This window comes from Shewanella morhuae, from assembly GCF_003028295.1.
Classification (GTDB): domain Bacteria; phylum Pseudomonadota; class Gammaproteobacteria; order Enterobacterales; family Shewanellaceae; genus Shewanella; species Shewanella morhuae.
This window is the reverse complement of record NZ_PYSG01000002.1, coordinates 621,774-638,541: the sequence shown is the minus strand read 5'-3', so window position 1 is coordinate 638,541 and position 16,768 is coordinate 621,774. Positions and strand designations below refer to the sequence as shown.

Below are 16,768 nucleotides of genomic sequence, written 5' to 3'. Positions count from 1 at the left end.
CTTTGTGGTGATAACATACGATTCAGCATGCTAAAAACTAAGCTGAAAAGCGCTATCGACTTATTGATAGCTAAAAGTTAATTGCACTTATTTAGCTTTATTAGACCGACCGCCAAAACCAGACTTATTGCTCACTAAATTTGACTTAGGTTTAGTGGCATTAAACGGTTTACCTGAGCCAGAAGCAGGCTTAGCGCGGCTAGAGTATTTGTCGTCGCCCGCTTTGCTATCCTGCGCTTTACCTTTAGCGTACTTCCCCTGACGGGACTGACCAATGGTGCGATCCTGCGGCGCTTTATGGCTCCACTTTCCAATTGGTTTAATTGGCGCGGCGGGCACGTCACGATAACGGGCAGGCAAAGGCGTACCTTCTTCATAACCTGGTTGTACCGACACTGGCAGCTTTTGATCTATCAAGGCTTCAATTTCAGCAAGCATTTCATCGTCAGCAGGCGCTACAAATGAAATGGCGCGCCCTGTTAATCCCGCGCGGCCAGTACGGCCAATACGGTGGATATAATCTTCGGCAAGGAACGGCAACTCAAGGTTAATCACCATAGGCAACGCGTGAATATCTAACCCACGGGCGGCGACATCGGTTGCCACCAGCACGCGTAATTTACCGGTTTTAAATTCTTCCAATACCCGATTGCGCGATCCTTGGGTTTTATCGCCGTGGAATACGCCTGCGGCGATGCCATCAAGCTTCAATTCTTGTAATAAATGCTCGGCGCTTTCTTTAGTGCTGGCAAATACCAACACTTGGCGCCAATTGTTACGACCAACCAGTTCAGACAATAGCTCGGCTTTACGACGCTTATCAACACGATACACTTCTTGTACCACGGTGGATGCTGTCGTGGTGTCGGCCACATTGACCCATTGGGGTTCATTCAGCATTTTCTCAGCCAGTAATTTGACCGCATCGCTATAGGTGGCTGAAAACAACATGGTTTGATGCTGCACTGCAATTAAACGTTTCACTTTTTCAATATCACGCACAAAACCCATGTCTAACATGCGGTCGGCTTCATCGATCACTAAGGTAGTGACGCTCGACAGATCTAATTGAAACTGGCCGATAATGTCAAAGAGTCGACCCGGTGTTGCCACCAGTATATCCACGCCCTGCTCTACCCCTTTACGCTGGGGGTTCATATTGGCGCCGCCATAAACCGCGAGGGTTTTGAGTGACAGGAACTGGCTGTATTTCTGGATATTTTCACAAACTTGAATCGCAAGTTCACGAGTTGGCGTCATGACTAAAGCACGCAAAATGGGTTTGTTATTGCTGTCATTGGCTAACGACTCAGCCGCCAACTTTTCAAGTACAGGCAGAGCAAAGGAAGCTGTTTTACCAGTACCCGTTTGGGCACAGGCCATAATATCTTTGCCTTCAAAGGCAAGCGGGATCACTTTCTCTTGCACTTGAGTGAGTTGCTGATAGCCACACTCAGTTATCGCATTCAAAATAGGGGAAGATAAACCGAGTGTTTCAAATTTCATAGGGACTCTTTAACTAAGTAGTAAAACTTTGATGCGAGGTAACAATGCCCCAACGCGGGGCCGCGGAGTCTAGCAAAATCCACGGCGCTTTTATAGGCAATAATTATCTCAGGCTTATTATCGCATCAGGCATCGAAAATCAAAGATCCGAAATCAAAGAACGACACTGCAGATATTGTTGCGTAAATTCGCTCGCGGGTATCGGCCTTGAGAACAAATAACCTTGGCCATAGTCACAACCTGCCGCTAACAGCACTTGGCGCTGCGCCTCGGTCTCAACCCCCTCAGCTATCACTTTCATTCCTAATTTATGGGCCATAACGATGATCGCTTCACACAGTATTTGATCGTTTTTATCAGTATCAACATTACGGGTAAAAGATTGATCAATTTTAAGGTAATCAATATCAAATTTTTTCAAATAAGCTAACGATGAGTAGCCCGTACCGAAATCATCCAGCGACACTTGCACGCCCGCATCACGATAGGCCAGTAGCTTTTCAGTGACCCCCATGCTGGCATCCAATAACAAGCCTTCGGTAATTTCAACGCACACACCTGCCCCAGTAATATTCAGCTCTTGTAATAATTTCAGCCAATCATTGAGAAGTGTGCCTTCATCGCGAAATTGGATCGGTGATTTGTTAACGCTTATTTGAATATCGACCCCTAAGCCATGGCGCCAAGCTGCACTTTGGCGCGCCGCTTGTTCAAACACCCAATTGCCAATTTCAACAATTAACCCTGTATCTTCCGCCACTGGAATAAACTCAGACGGTGGCACCGCACCGCGCTCGCAATGGTGCCAGCGGATCAAGGCTTCAGCCTTAGTCACTTCACCGGTTGCGAGTGCAACAATCGGCTGATAATGCAGTTCAAATTCTTTATTAGTAACGGCTTGACGTAAATCTTGAATCAAGCGCATGCGGTATTTGGCATATTCTTGCATTGATGGGGTGAAATAATTGAAACGATTGCGCCCTTGCTCCTTTGCCGCATACATAGCTTGGTCGGCATGTTTGAGTAGTCCTTCAATACTGGTGGAATCATCTGGATATAGGGTGATACCAATGCTGACACTAATAAACGCGGTTTCTTCGCCTAACACATAGGGCTCAGCAATACGGTGCAGAATATTTTCCGCAATGCGCTCAATACTGTAATGATCATTCATTGCACTTAACACGACCGTAAATTCGTCACCACCAAGACGCGCCACTACATCGGTGTCACGGACACAGGATTTCAACCGACTGGCGGTTTCTATCAGCAATAAATCCCCCATGGCATGGCCTAGCGTGTCATTCACTTCTTTAAAGAAATCTAAGTCTAAAAATAACAGGGCAAAGTGGGTACTATTGCGATCTGAGTTCTTAATTTCGCTACTTAAATATTCCAATAACATGCGCCGATTCGGTAAGCCTGTTAGCGTGTCGTAGTTAGCCTGTTTCCAAATTAAATGTTCATTTTGCTTCTTATCGGTAATATCCGAGAACAGTGCAACGCGTCGGTAAGGCTTACCTTCCTTATCATTAATCGTATTAATGGTTAGCCAAATAACATATTCCTCACCATTCCTACGTCGCTGCAGCATCTCGCCTTGCCATTGGCCGCTATCACGTATTTCATTATTCATTTGTTTATAAAAATCAAGACCATTAAGGTCACAATACAATAATCGAATATGCTGACCCCATACTTCGGCCTCACCATAACCAGTCATCTCGCTAAAAGCAGCGTTTACGGTAATGATCAGGCCTTTTTCATCCAGTACACTCATGGCTTCAGAGCTATTGTCGTATACCAGTGCTGACAGCTTTAAGGATTCTTCAAGCAATTTTGCGTCAGTAATATCGGAATAAGTGCCACACATCCGCAAGGCATGATTATTCGAGTCACGGCTCACCACTTTACCCGTATCTAAAACCCAACGAACATTACGATTAAGGGTATTAAGCCGATATTCCATCCTGTGTTGTGCTGTTTCACCGCGAATATGCGCTTCGATAGAGTGTAAAACCTTAGGCCTATCTTCAGCTACGATCGCATCCATCCATTGGCGGCTATTGGCGTTAAGCATGTCAATGTCGCAGCCCAAAATATCGGCACTGCGGGTATTACGTTCAACGCGATCGTTACGAATATCCCAATCCCATACCCCAAGCTCACTACTGCTTAACACCAACTCAAGTTGCTCGCGGCTCGCCAGTACTTCTTGATCGGCTAAGGTTTGCGCCGTGATATCTAAATAGCCGGCAATCACTAACAGCACTTGGTGGTCTGCTCGCTTACAGGAAACGGTCATATGGGTATAAACACATGAACCGTCTTTACTGATAAAACGTTTACCCATCTCGTAGCTGTCAATTTGTCCATTGAGCATCAATTCAAATTTGAGTAAATCAGCTTTTAAATCGTCGGGATGAGTAATCGTTGACCAGGTCATCTGCAGTAATTCATCTTCAGAATATTTGAACATTTGACACAGGCGGGGGTTTACTTTGATCCATTTATGGTCGACACCCGTTATCGCAATACCAATATTGCCAATGTTAAATTGGCTGCGAAACAAAAAATCATCTTGCAAGCGAATTTGCTCATCGCGCTCAAGCTCATAACGTCTTGATAGTAATCGACTCAACAGCCAGGTGGCGATGGGATATATGGTCAATACCGGCAAGGTGATGTTACTGAGTATGGATAAGGCGTCTGCGATAGGTAAAAAGAAGAAGAACCACAGCAACATCACTATATGGACAGTGTAAGCAAAAAGAAAAATTTCCAAATCTGAAATGTTGGCTAGCTTAGACTTACTGTATTGGCGCCATAGTATTCCAATGACGCCAGATGAAACTATGGTAGCAACACCGAGCCACATTGCAGTGCCACCAATACTGATGCGATACAGCCCTGTCATCACCACGGCAACAAAGGTCGGAACACCGCCAAAAAAAAGGCCTGAAACACATAAAATAACCGAACGAGTATCAAACACAAAACCAGGTTTATACACCCACGATGTGCTCATAATTGTGATACCAACACCGCCAATCAGCAGCCCAATCACAATGCGCCACAGTAAATAATACTGTCGTTGATGTTTTTTAGGGATCACGTCATACAAAAAGACCAATGCCAGCATTAAAGCCGCATTTTGTACTAACGGGAAGATAATACTTTTATCCATAACCTAGAGAGCGACTCCAAAAATAAGTGGGGTGAATGCTATTTAAATATTTCACTAAATAGTGTAGCAGAATCACTTAGAAATCATGTGTTAATTCTATTAACTGCATCACAATTTAGCCTAGGCAGTGTGGATATTCAGGGTTGTTTTTTTGCAGTAATTTAGCCGGGTTTTATGCAAGGTAAAGCCCATGTGGTGTAGTTATTCTATATAAACGGAGCCTAACACAGCAGAAACATCAGTCAAAAATAGCCCAAAGTGATCGTCTGGCAAGCTTTTACATTATTGATCAAACCTATCTACCTCATCACTCACAAAAACCAATGCAACACTTTGTATCAATGACGTTTTTATCTTGAATAACCTATTACACCTCTGCCATCATCTATAAACACACAAAATACAAACATAACTATAACATTGCGGGTTTATTGATATTGCTGACGCACCAGCAGCAAGTTAATGCTTGTCCGGCCACATTATAAAAAATGACCATAATAAATAATAGGGATATGAAATGAATAAGTTTACCGGATTGCTACTCACTGCTAGCTTAAGTTTAGGGCTGCTAGGTTGTGATGGCAGCGTTGACGACAATAGCACTCCTGTTCCCCCAACACCGTCACCAACGCCACCGACATTATCTGCTGATGTGTGTTATTTGATGAACACTACCAAAGGTAATATCACCCTCGCGATTGACTTAACGAACATGCCTATTACTGGCAAAAACTTTAAGCAGTATGTCGATAAATCTTTCTATAACGGCACGCTATTCCATAGAACAGTCAATAATTTTATGATCCAAGGCGGTGGTTTTACTACAGGGCTTAAAAGTAAACCCACCAGCGCAGCTATCAAGAATGAAGCTGCTATCGGCATTAGTAATAAACGCGGCACTATTGCAATGGCAAGAGGCCAAGCATCTGATACTGCAACATCACAGTTCTATATCAACGTGTTAGATAATTCTCAATTGGATGCATCCGCTGATAAGTTTGGTTACGCCGTATTTGGCAAAGTGGTGGATGGTATGGATGTTGCCGATCAGATAAGCATAGTAAAAACAACCACGATTGATGGTTTCAGAGATACCCCGGTACAAGAAATTTTGATTAACTCCGTAACTGAAACAAGCTGTCCTGCGGCCTAAAAGCGATACGATAAAATCAAAAAAGCACTGAGAATTCAGTGCTTTTTTATTTTAGTACTTTTATCTTTAAAAATTTATCTCAGAATTAATCGAAACTTATTCATCACCCTGGATTTTGCCAACCAGTAGCATAGGCGCTGCATCAATTTTATCGGCGTCCATCATAGTCGCGATGCGCTCAACGGCCGAGAGTAATTGACTCTGCTCCCACTGTTCAAGATTTTGATAACGTTTAATAAAATGCTCTTGCAATGGTTTGGGTGAATCTTGTAATAATACACGCCCCGCATCACTAAGATATAAATGTACCTTACGCTTATCGGTTTCACTGCGTTGGCGGATAACCAAACCCCGCCCCTCAAGACGATCGATAATGGTCGTCACCGTCGCAGGACTCAAGGTAATTTCTTCCGCCACGGTTTTCGCTAATGGCGCATCCAATTGGGCGATTTTTTGCATCACGATCAATTGCGGCCCAGTTAAACCTGAATGTTTATTCAGTTGGCGAGAATGAATGTCGATAGCGCGTATAACACGGCGCAGCGAAATGAGCAGTTGTTCGTACTTTTCCATAATGTCCCATCCAAGTAGTCCAGTGCACCTTACCAGAAAGTGCCACTGAACTCACCCACAGGAAGGACTTTTGCAGTAAAAGTCCTCTCGCTTACAACATGAATTGACGCGATACCGACAACACTAGACGCTCGTCACTGGTGTCTAAGTTCATACTGGTATCTTCAGCAGCCAGACTGAAATTAAAACCACTCCAATCGGTCATATAAGCAATGCGATAATGATTAAAGGATTTACCACCGTCCCATGACCATCTATCTTCATCAAGTGACGTCGAGCGATCAACACTTAGGCGAATATCATGACCTTCAGCGATGCTAATCGTATGGCCGAGCAACATAGTATAATGCCCGCCGCCTAAGCCAAAGTAATCCCACGTATAGGTTAACTTAGCTTCAGAGTGACCCAAGGAAGTATCGTAGCCCAGCTTGCTATATAACTCTGGATAGTTGTAGTCATCAGAAAACGAATCACCATGGTAAGTATAATAAGCCAGACCAATATCGAGATTTAGCTGTTCACTCAGTTGATAAACTTTACCCGCATAGGCATCAAGCTCTAACCATGTGTCATCATCACCACCAAAATCGACGTTAGAGGTAAAACTCCCCACGTACCAGCCAGAATCAAAACCGTAATCCAAACTTCCTTGTAGCGCGGGGCCGTTGTCAGTTTGGCTGACACCGTTAAAAGTGTAATCCGAAGTTGCCTTAATGGTCGCCGATAACTGGGCATTCGCCGCTGCCGGTATTAGTAATAATCCAGCGACAATAGAGTAAAGATATATTGATTTCATTGTAGATTTTTCCATTAATTGGCTAACTCAATTTTAGTAAAGTCGATTTTATTCTCTTTGGGCGAGCGCTCAATCACGCTCACTGTGGATAATTGTGTCATCACAATATAGCCAAAACAGCTAAAGATCAGTCCAAGCGAAACAGCACCAACCCATTGGATTTCAAGAAAATCTAATTTGAAAAGTAAGGTTAAGCTGCACAGTAGCACTAAATTAAAGCTCATATATTTCAGCTTACCAAAACGTTCAATGGTTAGATTTAGGTTGTCGGTATAAAGACGAATAAGTGAATCTAATGAATTAATCACAAAGGTCACGCCAACGATCACCATCGCTAAATTATAGAAACCCGAGGTATCTAAGCCATTAGCGCTGTAGTAATAAAGTACTGTGAACCAAATTGCGATAGGGATAGAGGGAAACACCATCATGGCTAACAACACTTGATAAGTTTTCATCCCGCCGACAAAGCGTGAGGTAAATTGCCCAATCATAATGCTCCACGCAAACCACCAAAATAGATAAAACTCATGGTAGTCATTGATGGGTAATACAAACTTTTGAATATTACCGAAGTAGTCACCTAGTAAGGCAAAGGTGGTAAAGAATTCACCCACACTCGAATCGGCCGATAAAAAGGCATTGCCCCACATCACAGTAATCAAACCTAAAAACAACCAAGTGCTAGTTAAACTCAAAATTCGCACATAACGTATGCTGGTACTGGAATATATCGCTGCGGCAATCACTATAAAAACGATTAAGTAGAAACTACTTATAATCGTTTTTCCATCACCTAACTCGGGTAAATACCAAGGTAAATTGCTCAGTAATAAATAGGCAGTAAAAGCACAAGTACCAATAATGACGACATTATTAATCAGTTTTATCAGCGGGATTTCAAAATACTTAACTCTGGGTTCGATCACGCAAAAATAGAAACAGGTTAAAAAGTAAAAGCCCCAAATCAAAAAGGCCCAAAAGCCAAACTCTAGCGCCAATGGATTGGTAAAGCCGTATTCAGGATTCGCTGCCACATTGGCATAACCGGCAAATTCGGTCAGCGGAAACATGATCAAGCCGACATCTAAGCCTGAGGTAAATAGAATCGCAATAAAGGTGAACGTACGTACCGGCGTCACGCCGATACAACGGATATTGCCCCAACGATAAACAATAAATGCGATGGCAGTAAACGTGAACAGTATTCCTGCAGATAATAACCAGGTCATAAGATGCACTCCACCCCAGTTGATACTGGGTAAAAGTAGGCATGAGGGTATAAATCCATAAAATATAACTCCATGTTTTTATTTAATAATAAAAACTGAACTATTTTTAAAGGCAGCAACTTGCCCTCAAGCCTTAAATATCGCTACTTAAAAACACTTTGCGATAGTTAAACCCTGATAGATGTTCAGTCGTGAAAGTGATCATATGCAGAGCAACTGCGGGTTGACCGACCCTTTCGATAACGTGACTCATTAAAGCCACTTTTAAATGCAAGACTCTAGTCCGCCATTAAGACGAACTAGCGTTAAAACAAACCTATGCTTAATTTGTAGCAGTACTTCTTTGTGTGGTTTGCCAAGCATCTGCAACAATAACGGCACAGTCTACTGGCGCTAACATCTCCACCTCTAAAATCATATCCGCAGCACGCTCGGCTAACATGATGGTCGGCGCATTTAAATTACCGTTCGGAATAGTCGGAAAAATCGAAGAATCCACTACACGTAACCCCTGTAAACCATGTACCCGGGTTTGCGGGTCAACCACAGCCATCGCATCTGTGCCCATCTTGCACGAGCAAGAAGGATGGTATGCACTTTCAACCGATTGGCGCACAAAGGCATCGATTTGCGCATCGGTTTGTATTGCCGTTCCTGGCTGAATTTCTTCCCCTCGATACTCATCAAATGGTGTTTGATTAATGATCTCGCGGGTTAAGCGCACGCAGGCTCTAAAACCTTCAATATCATCGGGATGTTGTAAATAATTGAATTGAATTTTTGGCGCAATCTTAGGATCTGCCGACACTAACGTAACCGCACCACGGCTTTTAGGTTTGTTATGACCCACATGCACCTGAAAGCCATGGCCAGCAAAGGCTTCTTTGCCATCGTAGCGCATAGCTGCAGGTAAAAAGTGGTATTGTAAATCAGGCCACTCAAGGCCTGCTTTTGAACGAATAAAACCACAGGACTCAAAGTGATTAGTCGCGCCTAATCCAGATTTATCTAATATCCAGCGAGCCCCAATTAAGCCTTTACTGAGTGGATCTAATTTGCCATTAAGAGAGATAGGTTTAAGGCATTTGAATTGAAAATAAAATTCTAAATGATCCTGTAAATTCTGACCGACACCGGGTAATGCATGCTGTAACTCAACCCCTGCATCAGCCAATATTTGGGGATCGCCAATACCCGATAATTGTAGTAAATGCGGCGAACCTATTGAACCTGCGGCTAAAATGACTTCTTTATTACAGCGTATGTCTTCAACGCTGCCTTTGTGTTCTATGCGAACGCCAACGGCTGTTTGTCCTTCCAATAACACCTTATGCACTAAGGCGTGAGTTACAACCGTAAGGTTACGTCTAGCCATTGCTGGGCGTAAATAAGCATTAGCCGTCGACCAGCGCACGCCTTTTTTTACTGTCATATGCATAGGGCCAAAACCCTCTTGCTGCGCCGCATTATAATCGGTAGTCGATAAATACCCCGCCGCAATGCCTGCATCAATAAAGGCTTGATATAACGGATTTTGCATCTGATTACCGTTATTAACCCCTAACGGCCCAGATTCGCCGCGGTACTCATCACCACCAAAGGCCCAGGTTTCCGCTCTCTTAAAATAAGGTAAGCAATGGCTATAATCCCAATCTGTCGCCCCTTGCGCCTGCCACTCATCAAAATCACGAGCATGACCGCGGACATACACCATACCGTTAATTGATGATGAACCGCCAAGCACCTTGCCACGGGGGCAATGCATTTTGCGGTTATTTAAATGCGGCTCAGGCTGCGTTTCAAACTGCCAAGCATATTTAGGGCTATTCATCGGGATAGACAACGCGGTTGGCATTTGAATAAAAATACTCTTATCACTGCCACCGGTTTCTAATAACAATACTTCGTTTTTAGGATCCTTTGACAAACGATTAGCCAGTACACAACCAGCAGAACCAGCGCCGACTATGATGTAGTTATAATATCTTTGTGGGATTGATGCGGCCAAAATAGGCTCCTTAAAATGGGCTTTCTAAGGGCTGTAGACCCACGTAAACAGCTTTAACTTGCGTGTAATGCTTGAGTGTCTCACTGCCGTTTTCTCGACCAATACCCGACAACTTATAACCCCCAACCGGCATTTCTGCAGGTGATGCGCCATAGGCATTAATCCAGCAAATTCCGGCTTGTAGCTGATGGATAACTCGGTGAGCACGGCTGATATCTTGGGTAAATACTCCAGCAGCTAAGCCCATGGCAGTATTATTTGCCCGAGCAATCACTTCGGCTTCATCTTTAAAGGTGAGCACCGACATCACAGGGCCAAAGATTTCTTCTTGGCAGATACGCATGTCATCGGTGCAATTAGTGAAGATGGTCGGGGCAACAAAGTAACCGTTAGGCGCATTATCCGGCGTTAACGCCGTGCCACCGGTAAGTAATGTTGCACCATCGTCGAGACCTTGCTGAATATAATCGAGCACTTTTTGTTGGTGATCTTTAGAGATCAGTGCGCCAAAGTTAGTCTCAGGTGACATAGGATCGCCAACGACTATATTGGCTTGGGTACGCGCGAGCAGTTTTTCAATAAAACTAGGATAAACAGACTCATGGATAAATACCCGAGTCCCGTTTGTACAGACTTCACCTTGGGTATAGAAGTTACCGAGCATGGCGCCTGAAACGGCATTATCGATATCGGCATCATCAAACACGATAAGCGGCGACTTACCGCCAAGCTCCATTGTCACGCCTTTAAGCGAACTTGCCGCCGCAGCCATGACCTTTTTGCCGGTACTTACCTCACCCGTGAAAGATACTTTAGCAATATCGGGATGACCCGTTAACCAAGCGCCAACGTTGCCATCGCCCATCACAACGTTAAATACGCCATCAGGCAAACCCGCTTCGCTAAAGAGCTGCGCTAATTTAAGTGCGCCAAGCGGTGTTTCTTCTGAAGGTTTAAAAATCATCACATTACCGCTAGCTAGGGCTGGCGCGGCTTTCCAACAAGCAATTTGCAGTGGGTAATTCCACGCACCAATACCGGCACAAATACCTAAAGGCTCGCGGCGGGTGTAATAAAAATCACCTCCCACTTGTTGCTGCGCGCCTTCTAAACCCGGTGCAATATGGGCAAAAAATTCAATGGCATCTGCGCCTGTGACCACATCAACCACTGAAGCTTCTTGCCAAGGCTTGCCTGTGTCGCGCACTTCTATTGCTGCCAGTTCATCATTACGAGCACGTAACAGCGCCACCGCGTTTAACAAAATACGACTGCGCTCAGTGGCGCTCATGGCAGACCAAATGGCAAAGCCTTTTTTGGCACTGTCGATAGCAGCTAACTGAATTTTCTCATCGGCGACTTGCACTCGATACGCCACTTGCCCTGTGGCAGGATTGACGACATCGAAGGTCTCACCGCTGTCGTTAGCGAGTAATTGCCCCGCAATAAAGTTGTACTGTACTTCTACTGACATGTATTAACTCCATACTGCTTTATCACATTGTGGATAAAGGTTTTGCATAATTTTTCGGCTTGAACAAAATCCTGCTCAGGGGTTTCACTTAAGGCACTACGTAACCAAAACCCATCGATCATCGCCGCCGTTTGCTGCGCCGCCGTCCGCGCCAATTCACTCGGCAATACTTGTCGAAAGGAAAAATGTAAGTTGCTGTATAAACGGCGACTATTGATATTCTGTAAACGAGCTAACTGGGGATCGTGGACGGCCTGCGCCCAAAAACTCAACCAAGTATGAGTTACATTTCGCGAGCGCTGTAACTCGGTAAAATTAGCTTCAACGATCATCATTAAACGCTCTGTTGGCGCCAGAACTTGTCCTTGGATTCGATTGAGTAACGCCTGTTTTAGCTGCTCAAGTAAATGGCGCAACGCTGCTTGGATGAGCCCCTGTTTACCACTGAAGTAATGGCTGATTATCCCAGAGGACATTCCCGCCAACTGACTAATGCTATTAATGGTGGTGTGCTGTAACCCATGCTGGGCAACCGACACTAAAGTTGCATCAATAAGCTGCTGTCTGCGTATTAACTTCATTGGGGTTTTAGGCATAAATACTCAAGAAATGATCACACTCTCAATGTTATAAAAAACGTTAATTGAACGTCCAGTTAACAAACATGATAATGATTAGTGGTGTAACTATCAATATAAAGTACCGCAATAACTAACCCCATAGAGAGATAGCGATAAAAATATCATACCTAAAAAATACAGACTAAAATCTATTTTTCAATAACTTAAAACCAATAGCAGGCCGTCGCATGACGAATCAACTAACATTAGATATCTAACTAATTTATTAATTTAGATGCCGTAAAAATTAAAGTTTTAGGCTTTAGCTAGTTTGAATTTAACAATTAAGCGGCAAGATAGAAAATAAAAACACTAGCGAGAAAAGCTGAAAAGTGAGGGATTAAGACTTGTTTAACCATAGTTTAGCCATAGTTTAACCATACAAAAAAATCATCGCGTATATCAATACTCATACTCGTCATAAAAGCTCGATATTGGGTTACCTAGTTCCAACTTTAGTGGGAAATTACCTGCAAATAAGCACTGAACCCGATCAGGCTCACACTTTTATTACCCCTTAATTGGTAGCTTGATTACCAGAACAGAAAGTAACTTTAAATAACAACAGATAACAACTAACTAGGTGGATTTATGGCTGCTAAATTTTTTATTCCGTCCGTTAACGTTTTGGGTCAAGGCGCAGTTGACGAGGCTATCAGTGATATCAAAACCTTAGGCTTTAAACATGCCTTAATTGTAACAGACAAGCCTTTAGTCAAAATTGGCTTGGTTGGTGAAGTCGTTGAAAAATTGCTTACAAGTGGTGTGACTTCTACGGTATTTGATGGTGTACAACCTAACCCAACCGTGGCGAACGTTGAGGCGGGTTTAGCGCTGTTAAAGGCCAACAAGTGTGACTTTGTAATTTCCCTTGGCGGGGGTTCTCCCCACGATTGTGCTAAAGGTATTGCCCTTGTTGCCACTAACGGTGGCAGCATTAAAGATTATGAAGGGTTAGATCAATCGACTAAACCACAATTACCCTTAGTGGCAATCAATACAACGGCTGGCACCGCCAGTGAGATGACACGTTTTTGTATTATTACCGACGAAAACCGCCACATAAAAATGGCGATTGTCGATAAACACACCACACCTTTACTGTCGGTCAACGATCCTGAACTTATGCTGAAAAAGCCGGCCGGCCTGACCGCGGCAACAGGTATGGATGCGCTCACTCACGCTGTTGAAGCCTACGTGTCGATTGCAGCTAACCCGATCACCGACGCTTGTGCTATCAAGGCGATAGAATTAATTCAGGCTAACTTAGTAAACGCGGTCGAAAATGGCCAAGACATCAATGCCCGCGAACAAATGGCTTATGCGCAATTTTTAGCGGGTATGGCGTTTAACAATGCCAGCTTAGGTTATGTGCATGCGATGGCGCACCAGTTAGGCGGTTTCTACGATCTGCCCCACGGTGTCTGTAACGCGCTATTGCTACCCCATGTGCAGCAATACAACGCGCAGGTCGTTCCTGCACGCTTAAAGGATATTGCCAAAGCTATGGGTGTGGATGTATTAAGTCTGTCAGATGAGCAAGGCGCTGCTGCTGCGATCACGGCGATCAAAAAGCTATCTGTCACGGTTAAGATCCCTGAAAACCTGACTTTATTAGGTGTAAAGGCTGAAGATATCCCGACACTTGCTGATAATGCTTTAAAGGATGCGTGTGGTTTCACGAACCCCAAACAAGCAACTCATGCGGAAATTTGTCAGATTTTTACTAACGCGCTGTAATTTGTAAAATAAGTCATTTAAGCCTTCAGTAACACAAGTATTATTGAAGGCTTTGTATATTTTTAGTCAAGATAACAAACTGAAACAACTACAATAAATAAACAAAAAACAACCAACAAACATCAAATTAAACTCAATTAAAAAAACAAACACTCACAAACAAGCAAGTTACGGGATAAATGCTCTGAAACTCACATATTATTCGCAAAAATGATATAAAAAGTGTGATCTCTATGGGTTACATGTGATTCGAGATCAGATAGAATTTGTTTAGTTCGCTTTTTCCCTGCAAAAGATGAAGCCAGCTGAGAGGCCCGTTCTAACGAATGGGCCTCTGTCCATTTTGCTTTTAAGTAAATATCTATTCAAAGTCCACACGCTTTACTCATCACTTTTATTGCACTCACATTTTAATCCTCACGACCAAGCCATTGGTGCTTTATTAATCAGTAATTCAGCAAATACGAAACTTCATCTCAAACTGAGATCTAGCACATGGTTATTAACATAAAACTCATGCTAAATAGCACTATCAAAAATTAAGTAAATGTTTAATTTTTATGTAATAACAATCTTTATTCGTCCAAAAACATCAAAAATAAATAGAATTAATTAATGATTGACCGAATTCAAAAACGATGCCTATGATGGCAACAATATCCTCGAAAAGGTAGGTACGCTATGACTGCAATCACCCACGTATATAACTACACTGTTAGATGCCCACACTACAAAGACGCTGAAAATCCCGTAACTTGGTTAAACCATATTGAGATGAACCAATCCAGTGAGATCGCATTAAATCGTATAACTAAATGGCATGAAATCTCAGGTGATAAATCTTTCGAAAGCGGTAATTTTGTCGTTCGCAAGGCTGAAAATGAAGATGCCTATTTTTCGATGAAAAGTGACAGACTTAAACATGATCGCCACGCACTAGCCACCTTTAAAATATTTTTAGACAACTGCTGTGACGATGCCGCTCCTGAAGAAATCATGCAACATCTTATTGAAGACTACCAACAGCGTTTAGCTAAAATCGAATAATCTTTGCAGTATTATTTAGCGACCTGAGACGCCAGTGCTAATAACATCACTGGCGTTTTTATTTACCACTCAAGCACTCAGCTCGATTTCATAATCCCTCAAATCAAACCAAAGCATGTAATCACACCAAGATAGATAATCCGCCTAATCGAGTGACTAGCCTGAAGAACTGTTATATTGTCCTGAGCTGTTATATTGTCCTGAGCTGTTATATTGCCCATGAATAGGGTTACGAACTGAAATTGAGGATTAGCATCACAATGAACAAAGCCACGCTCATTATTATTCCTTTATTACTCGCTACATCTGCCTGTGCAGATTTAAAAGATGCGAGCCGTGCCATCGGCACCACCACTAAAGAGGTCACCACTGAGATAGGCCACGCGACTCGAGATACCACAAAAGCCATAGGTCACGCCTCGCGAGATGCGGTGAAGTCGGTAAAAGAAGATTTAACTACAGACTAAGCCACAACCATTGTGCATTGTGCTGATAAATCGTCACTCAGCACAGTGACGTATGGTCACAGTGCTTGGTAGCGGTGATGATTGCAGTAACGCTAAAGCTAGCTTAGGCCGCATTTGCCCTAATACCATGTGGCACTGGTAAACCTTGGGCATTCACATGTACAAACACTATCTTATCAATACTGACCACCGGCGCTTGGGTCATTTTATTACGAACATGACAACTCACTGTAATGGAACTATGGCCGAGACTAACCAGTGCTAACCCAAACTCAATCACATCACCTTGATGTGCAGGGGTCATAAAATTAATCTCTGAAATCAATTTAGTCACATGGCTGGTACTCTTCATCTGGCAAGCCGCAAAAATGGCGGCTTCCTCATCTATCCAACTAAGCAATTGGCCGCCAAAGAGTGTATTTGCTGGATTTAAATGCTCAGGTTTAACTAAACGACGACTGTAATATTTCATGGCTAAGGCCTTATTGTGAATGCGACTAATCCGCTATAACTTCCCACATTATTTAGAGCATTTTTCAGGCCAGAATGAATATCCATTAAATTACAATGCGATAGCAATAAGCTACTGTAAAATAATCTGATTACTGCACCAAGCTGCACCAAGCTGCACCATATTAATCAGCGCGATGGTAAATGAATAAGCAAAAAAATAGCGACTCATAGAGTCGCCAAGCTAAGGCAAGCAAAAACTTACTGGGTAGGAAGTTAAGTCACAAGAGTTGACTTAAAAATCCGTGCTGAACATGTAGGTGAACGGCACGAAGATAACGGCTGCAAAGCAGCTAACACAGGTTTACAGGTAACACTCTTTCACTAACTCGAGATTAAAGTAACAAAGCCGGTAACTCATCACAGCCCGTCTTGCACTTTATATCGAGCTTTATATCACGCCTCACCACAAACATCTGGATGAGGCGTAATCAAAGATGAAACACAATCACTAT

The 16,768-nt window shown here is 43.2% G+C and carries 13 protein-coding genes; 4 read left to right on the top strand and 9 right to left on the bottom strand.

Features of this window, described 5'->3' with window-relative positions:
- Positions 1-87: 87 nt before the first annotated feature.
- Complete coding sequence (locus tag C9I43_RS03325) at positions 88-1,506, bottom strand: DEAD/DEAH box helicase (RefSeq protein ID WP_107882091.1); 1,419 nt, start codon at positions 1,504-1,506, stop codon at positions 88-90.
- 139 nt (positions 1,507-1,645) lie between these two features.
- The gene (locus tag C9I43_RS03320; protein WP_107882089.1) at positions 1,646-4,693 is read right to left on the bottom strand and encodes an EAL domain-containing protein; all 3,048 of its coding nucleotides are present in this window, start codon (positions 4,691-4,693) and stop codon (positions 1,646-1,648) included.
- A 517-nt stretch (positions 4,694-5,210) separates the two neighbouring features.
- Here C9I43_RS03320 and C9I43_RS03315 point away from each other — a divergent pair.
- A complete protein-coding gene (locus C9I43_RS03315) occupies positions 5,211-5,846 on the top strand; it encodes a peptidylprolyl isomerase (protein ID WP_107882087.1) in 636 nt (211 codons plus the stop codon).
- A 96-nt stretch (positions 5,847-5,942) separates the two neighbouring features.
- Here the strand turns inward: C9I43_RS03315 and C9I43_RS03310 are convergent, their stop codons facing one another.
- The 6 genes from C9I43_RS03310 to betI form a co-directional block, all read right to left on the bottom strand.
- On the bottom strand, positions 5,943-6,419 hold the full coding sequence (locus C9I43_RS03310) for a MarR family winged helix-turn-helix transcriptional regulator (RefSeq protein ID WP_076496882.1): 477 nt from the start codon (positions 6,417-6,419) through the stop codon (positions 5,943-5,945).
- Positions 6,420-6,510: 91 nt separating this feature from the next.
- Positions 6,511-7,230, bottom strand: a complete 720-nt coding sequence (locus tag C9I43_RS03305) for a TorF family putative porin (protein WP_373455337.1) — start codon at positions 7,228-7,230, stop codon at positions 6,511-6,513.
- On the bottom strand, positions 7,230-8,447 hold the full coding sequence (locus C9I43_RS03300) for a choline transporter (protein ID WP_107882085.1): 1,218 nt from the start codon (positions 8,445-8,447) through the stop codon (positions 7,230-7,232). The genes C9I43_RS03305 and C9I43_RS03300 overlap by 1 nt, the downstream gene beginning before the upstream one ends.
- Positions 8,448-8,769: 322 nt before the next feature.
- Positions 8,770-10,455 (bottom strand): choline dehydrogenase, encoded by a 1,686-nt coding sequence (gene betA / locus C9I43_RS03295; protein ID WP_107882083.1) that lies wholly within the window; start codon positions 10,453-10,455, stop codon positions 8,770-8,772.
- A gap of 10 nt (positions 10,456-10,465) precedes the next feature.
- Positions 10,466-11,929, bottom strand: coding sequence for a betaine-aldehyde dehydrogenase (gene betB, locus C9I43_RS03290; RefSeq protein WP_107882081.1), 1,464 nt, complete (start codon positions 11,927-11,929; stop codon positions 10,466-10,468).
- Positions 11,920-12,525, bottom strand: coding sequence for a transcriptional regulator BetI (gene betI, locus C9I43_RS03285; protein ID WP_076496887.1), 606 nt, complete (start codon positions 12,523-12,525; stop codon positions 11,920-11,922). Before betI ends, betB begins: the two co-directional genes overlap by 10 nt.
- A 615-nt stretch (positions 12,526-13,140) precedes the next feature.
- Here betI and yiaY point away from each other — a divergent pair.
- The 3 genes from yiaY to C9I43_RS03270 all read left to right on the top strand — a co-directional run bounded on the left by yiaY (position 13,141) and on the right by C9I43_RS03270 (position 15,803).
- Positions 13,141-14,289, top strand: coding sequence for an L-threonine dehydrogenase (gene yiaY / locus C9I43_RS03280; protein WP_107882079.1), 1,149 nt, complete (start codon positions 13,141-13,143; stop codon positions 14,287-14,289).
- A 681-nt stretch (positions 14,290-14,970) separates the two neighbouring features.
- Positions 14,971-15,336, top strand: a complete 366-nt coding sequence (locus C9I43_RS03275) for a cytoplasmic protein (protein WP_076496889.1) — start codon at positions 14,971-14,973, stop codon at positions 15,334-15,336.
- Between the two features lie 260 nt (positions 15,337-15,596).
- On the top strand, positions 15,597-15,803 hold the full coding sequence (locus C9I43_RS03270) for a hypothetical protein (RefSeq protein ID WP_107882077.1): 207 nt from the start codon (positions 15,597-15,599) through the stop codon (positions 15,801-15,803).
- A 103-nt stretch (positions 15,804-15,906) separates the two neighbouring features.
- Here the strand turns inward: C9I43_RS03270 and C9I43_RS03265 are convergent, their stop codons facing one another.
- The gene (locus C9I43_RS03265; protein WP_076496891.1) at positions 15,907-16,275 is read right to left on the bottom strand and encodes an acyl-CoA thioesterase; all 369 of its coding nucleotides are present in this window, start codon (positions 16,273-16,275) and stop codon (positions 15,907-15,909) included.
- Between the last annotated feature and the right edge of the window lie 493 nt (positions 16,276-16,768).

Bases quoted from the DNA above. Each gene is read 5' to 3' on its own strand.
- C9I43_RS03325 (WP_107882091.1), bottom strand. From the start codon at position 1,506: ATGAAATTTGAAACACTCGGTTTATCTTCCCCTATTTTGAATGCGATA.
- C9I43_RS03320 (WP_107882089.1), bottom strand. From the start codon at position 4,693: ATGGATAAAAGTATTATCTTCCCGTTAGTACAAAATGCGGCTTTAATG.
- C9I43_RS03315 (WP_107882087.1), top strand. From the start codon at position 5,211: ATGAATAAGTTTACCGGATTGCTACTCACTGCTAGCTTAAGTTTAGGG.
- C9I43_RS03310 (WP_076496882.1), bottom strand. From the start codon at position 6,419: ATGGAAAAGTACGAACAACTGCTCATTTCGCTGCGCCGTGTTATACGC.
- C9I43_RS03305 (WP_373455337.1), bottom strand. From the start codon at position 7,230: ATGGAAAAATCTACAATGAAATCAATATATCTTTACTCTATTGTCGCT.
- C9I43_RS03300 (WP_107882085.1), bottom strand. From the start codon at position 8,447: ATGACCTGGTTATTATCTGCAGGAATACTGTTCACGTTTACTGCCATC.
- betB (WP_107882081.1), bottom strand. From the start codon at position 11,929: ATGTCAGTAGAAGTACAGTACAACTTTATTGCGGGGCAATTACTCGCT.
- betI (WP_076496887.1), bottom strand. From the start codon at position 12,525: ATGCCTAAAACCCCAATGAAGTTAATACGCAGACAGCAGCTTATTGAT.
- yiaY (WP_107882079.1), top strand. From the start codon at position 13,141: ATGGCTGCTAAATTTTTTATTCCGTCCGTTAACGTTTTGGGTCAAGGC.
- C9I43_RS03275 (WP_076496889.1), top strand. From the start codon at position 14,971: ATGACTGCAATCACCCACGTATATAACTACACTGTTAGATGCCCACAC.
- C9I43_RS03270 (WP_107882077.1), top strand. From the start codon at position 15,597: ATGAACAAAGCCACGCTCATTATTATTCCTTTATTACTCGCTACATCT.
- C9I43_RS03265 (WP_076496891.1), bottom strand. From the start codon at position 16,275: ATGAAATATTACAGTCGTCGTTTAGTTAAACCTGAGCATTTAAATCCA.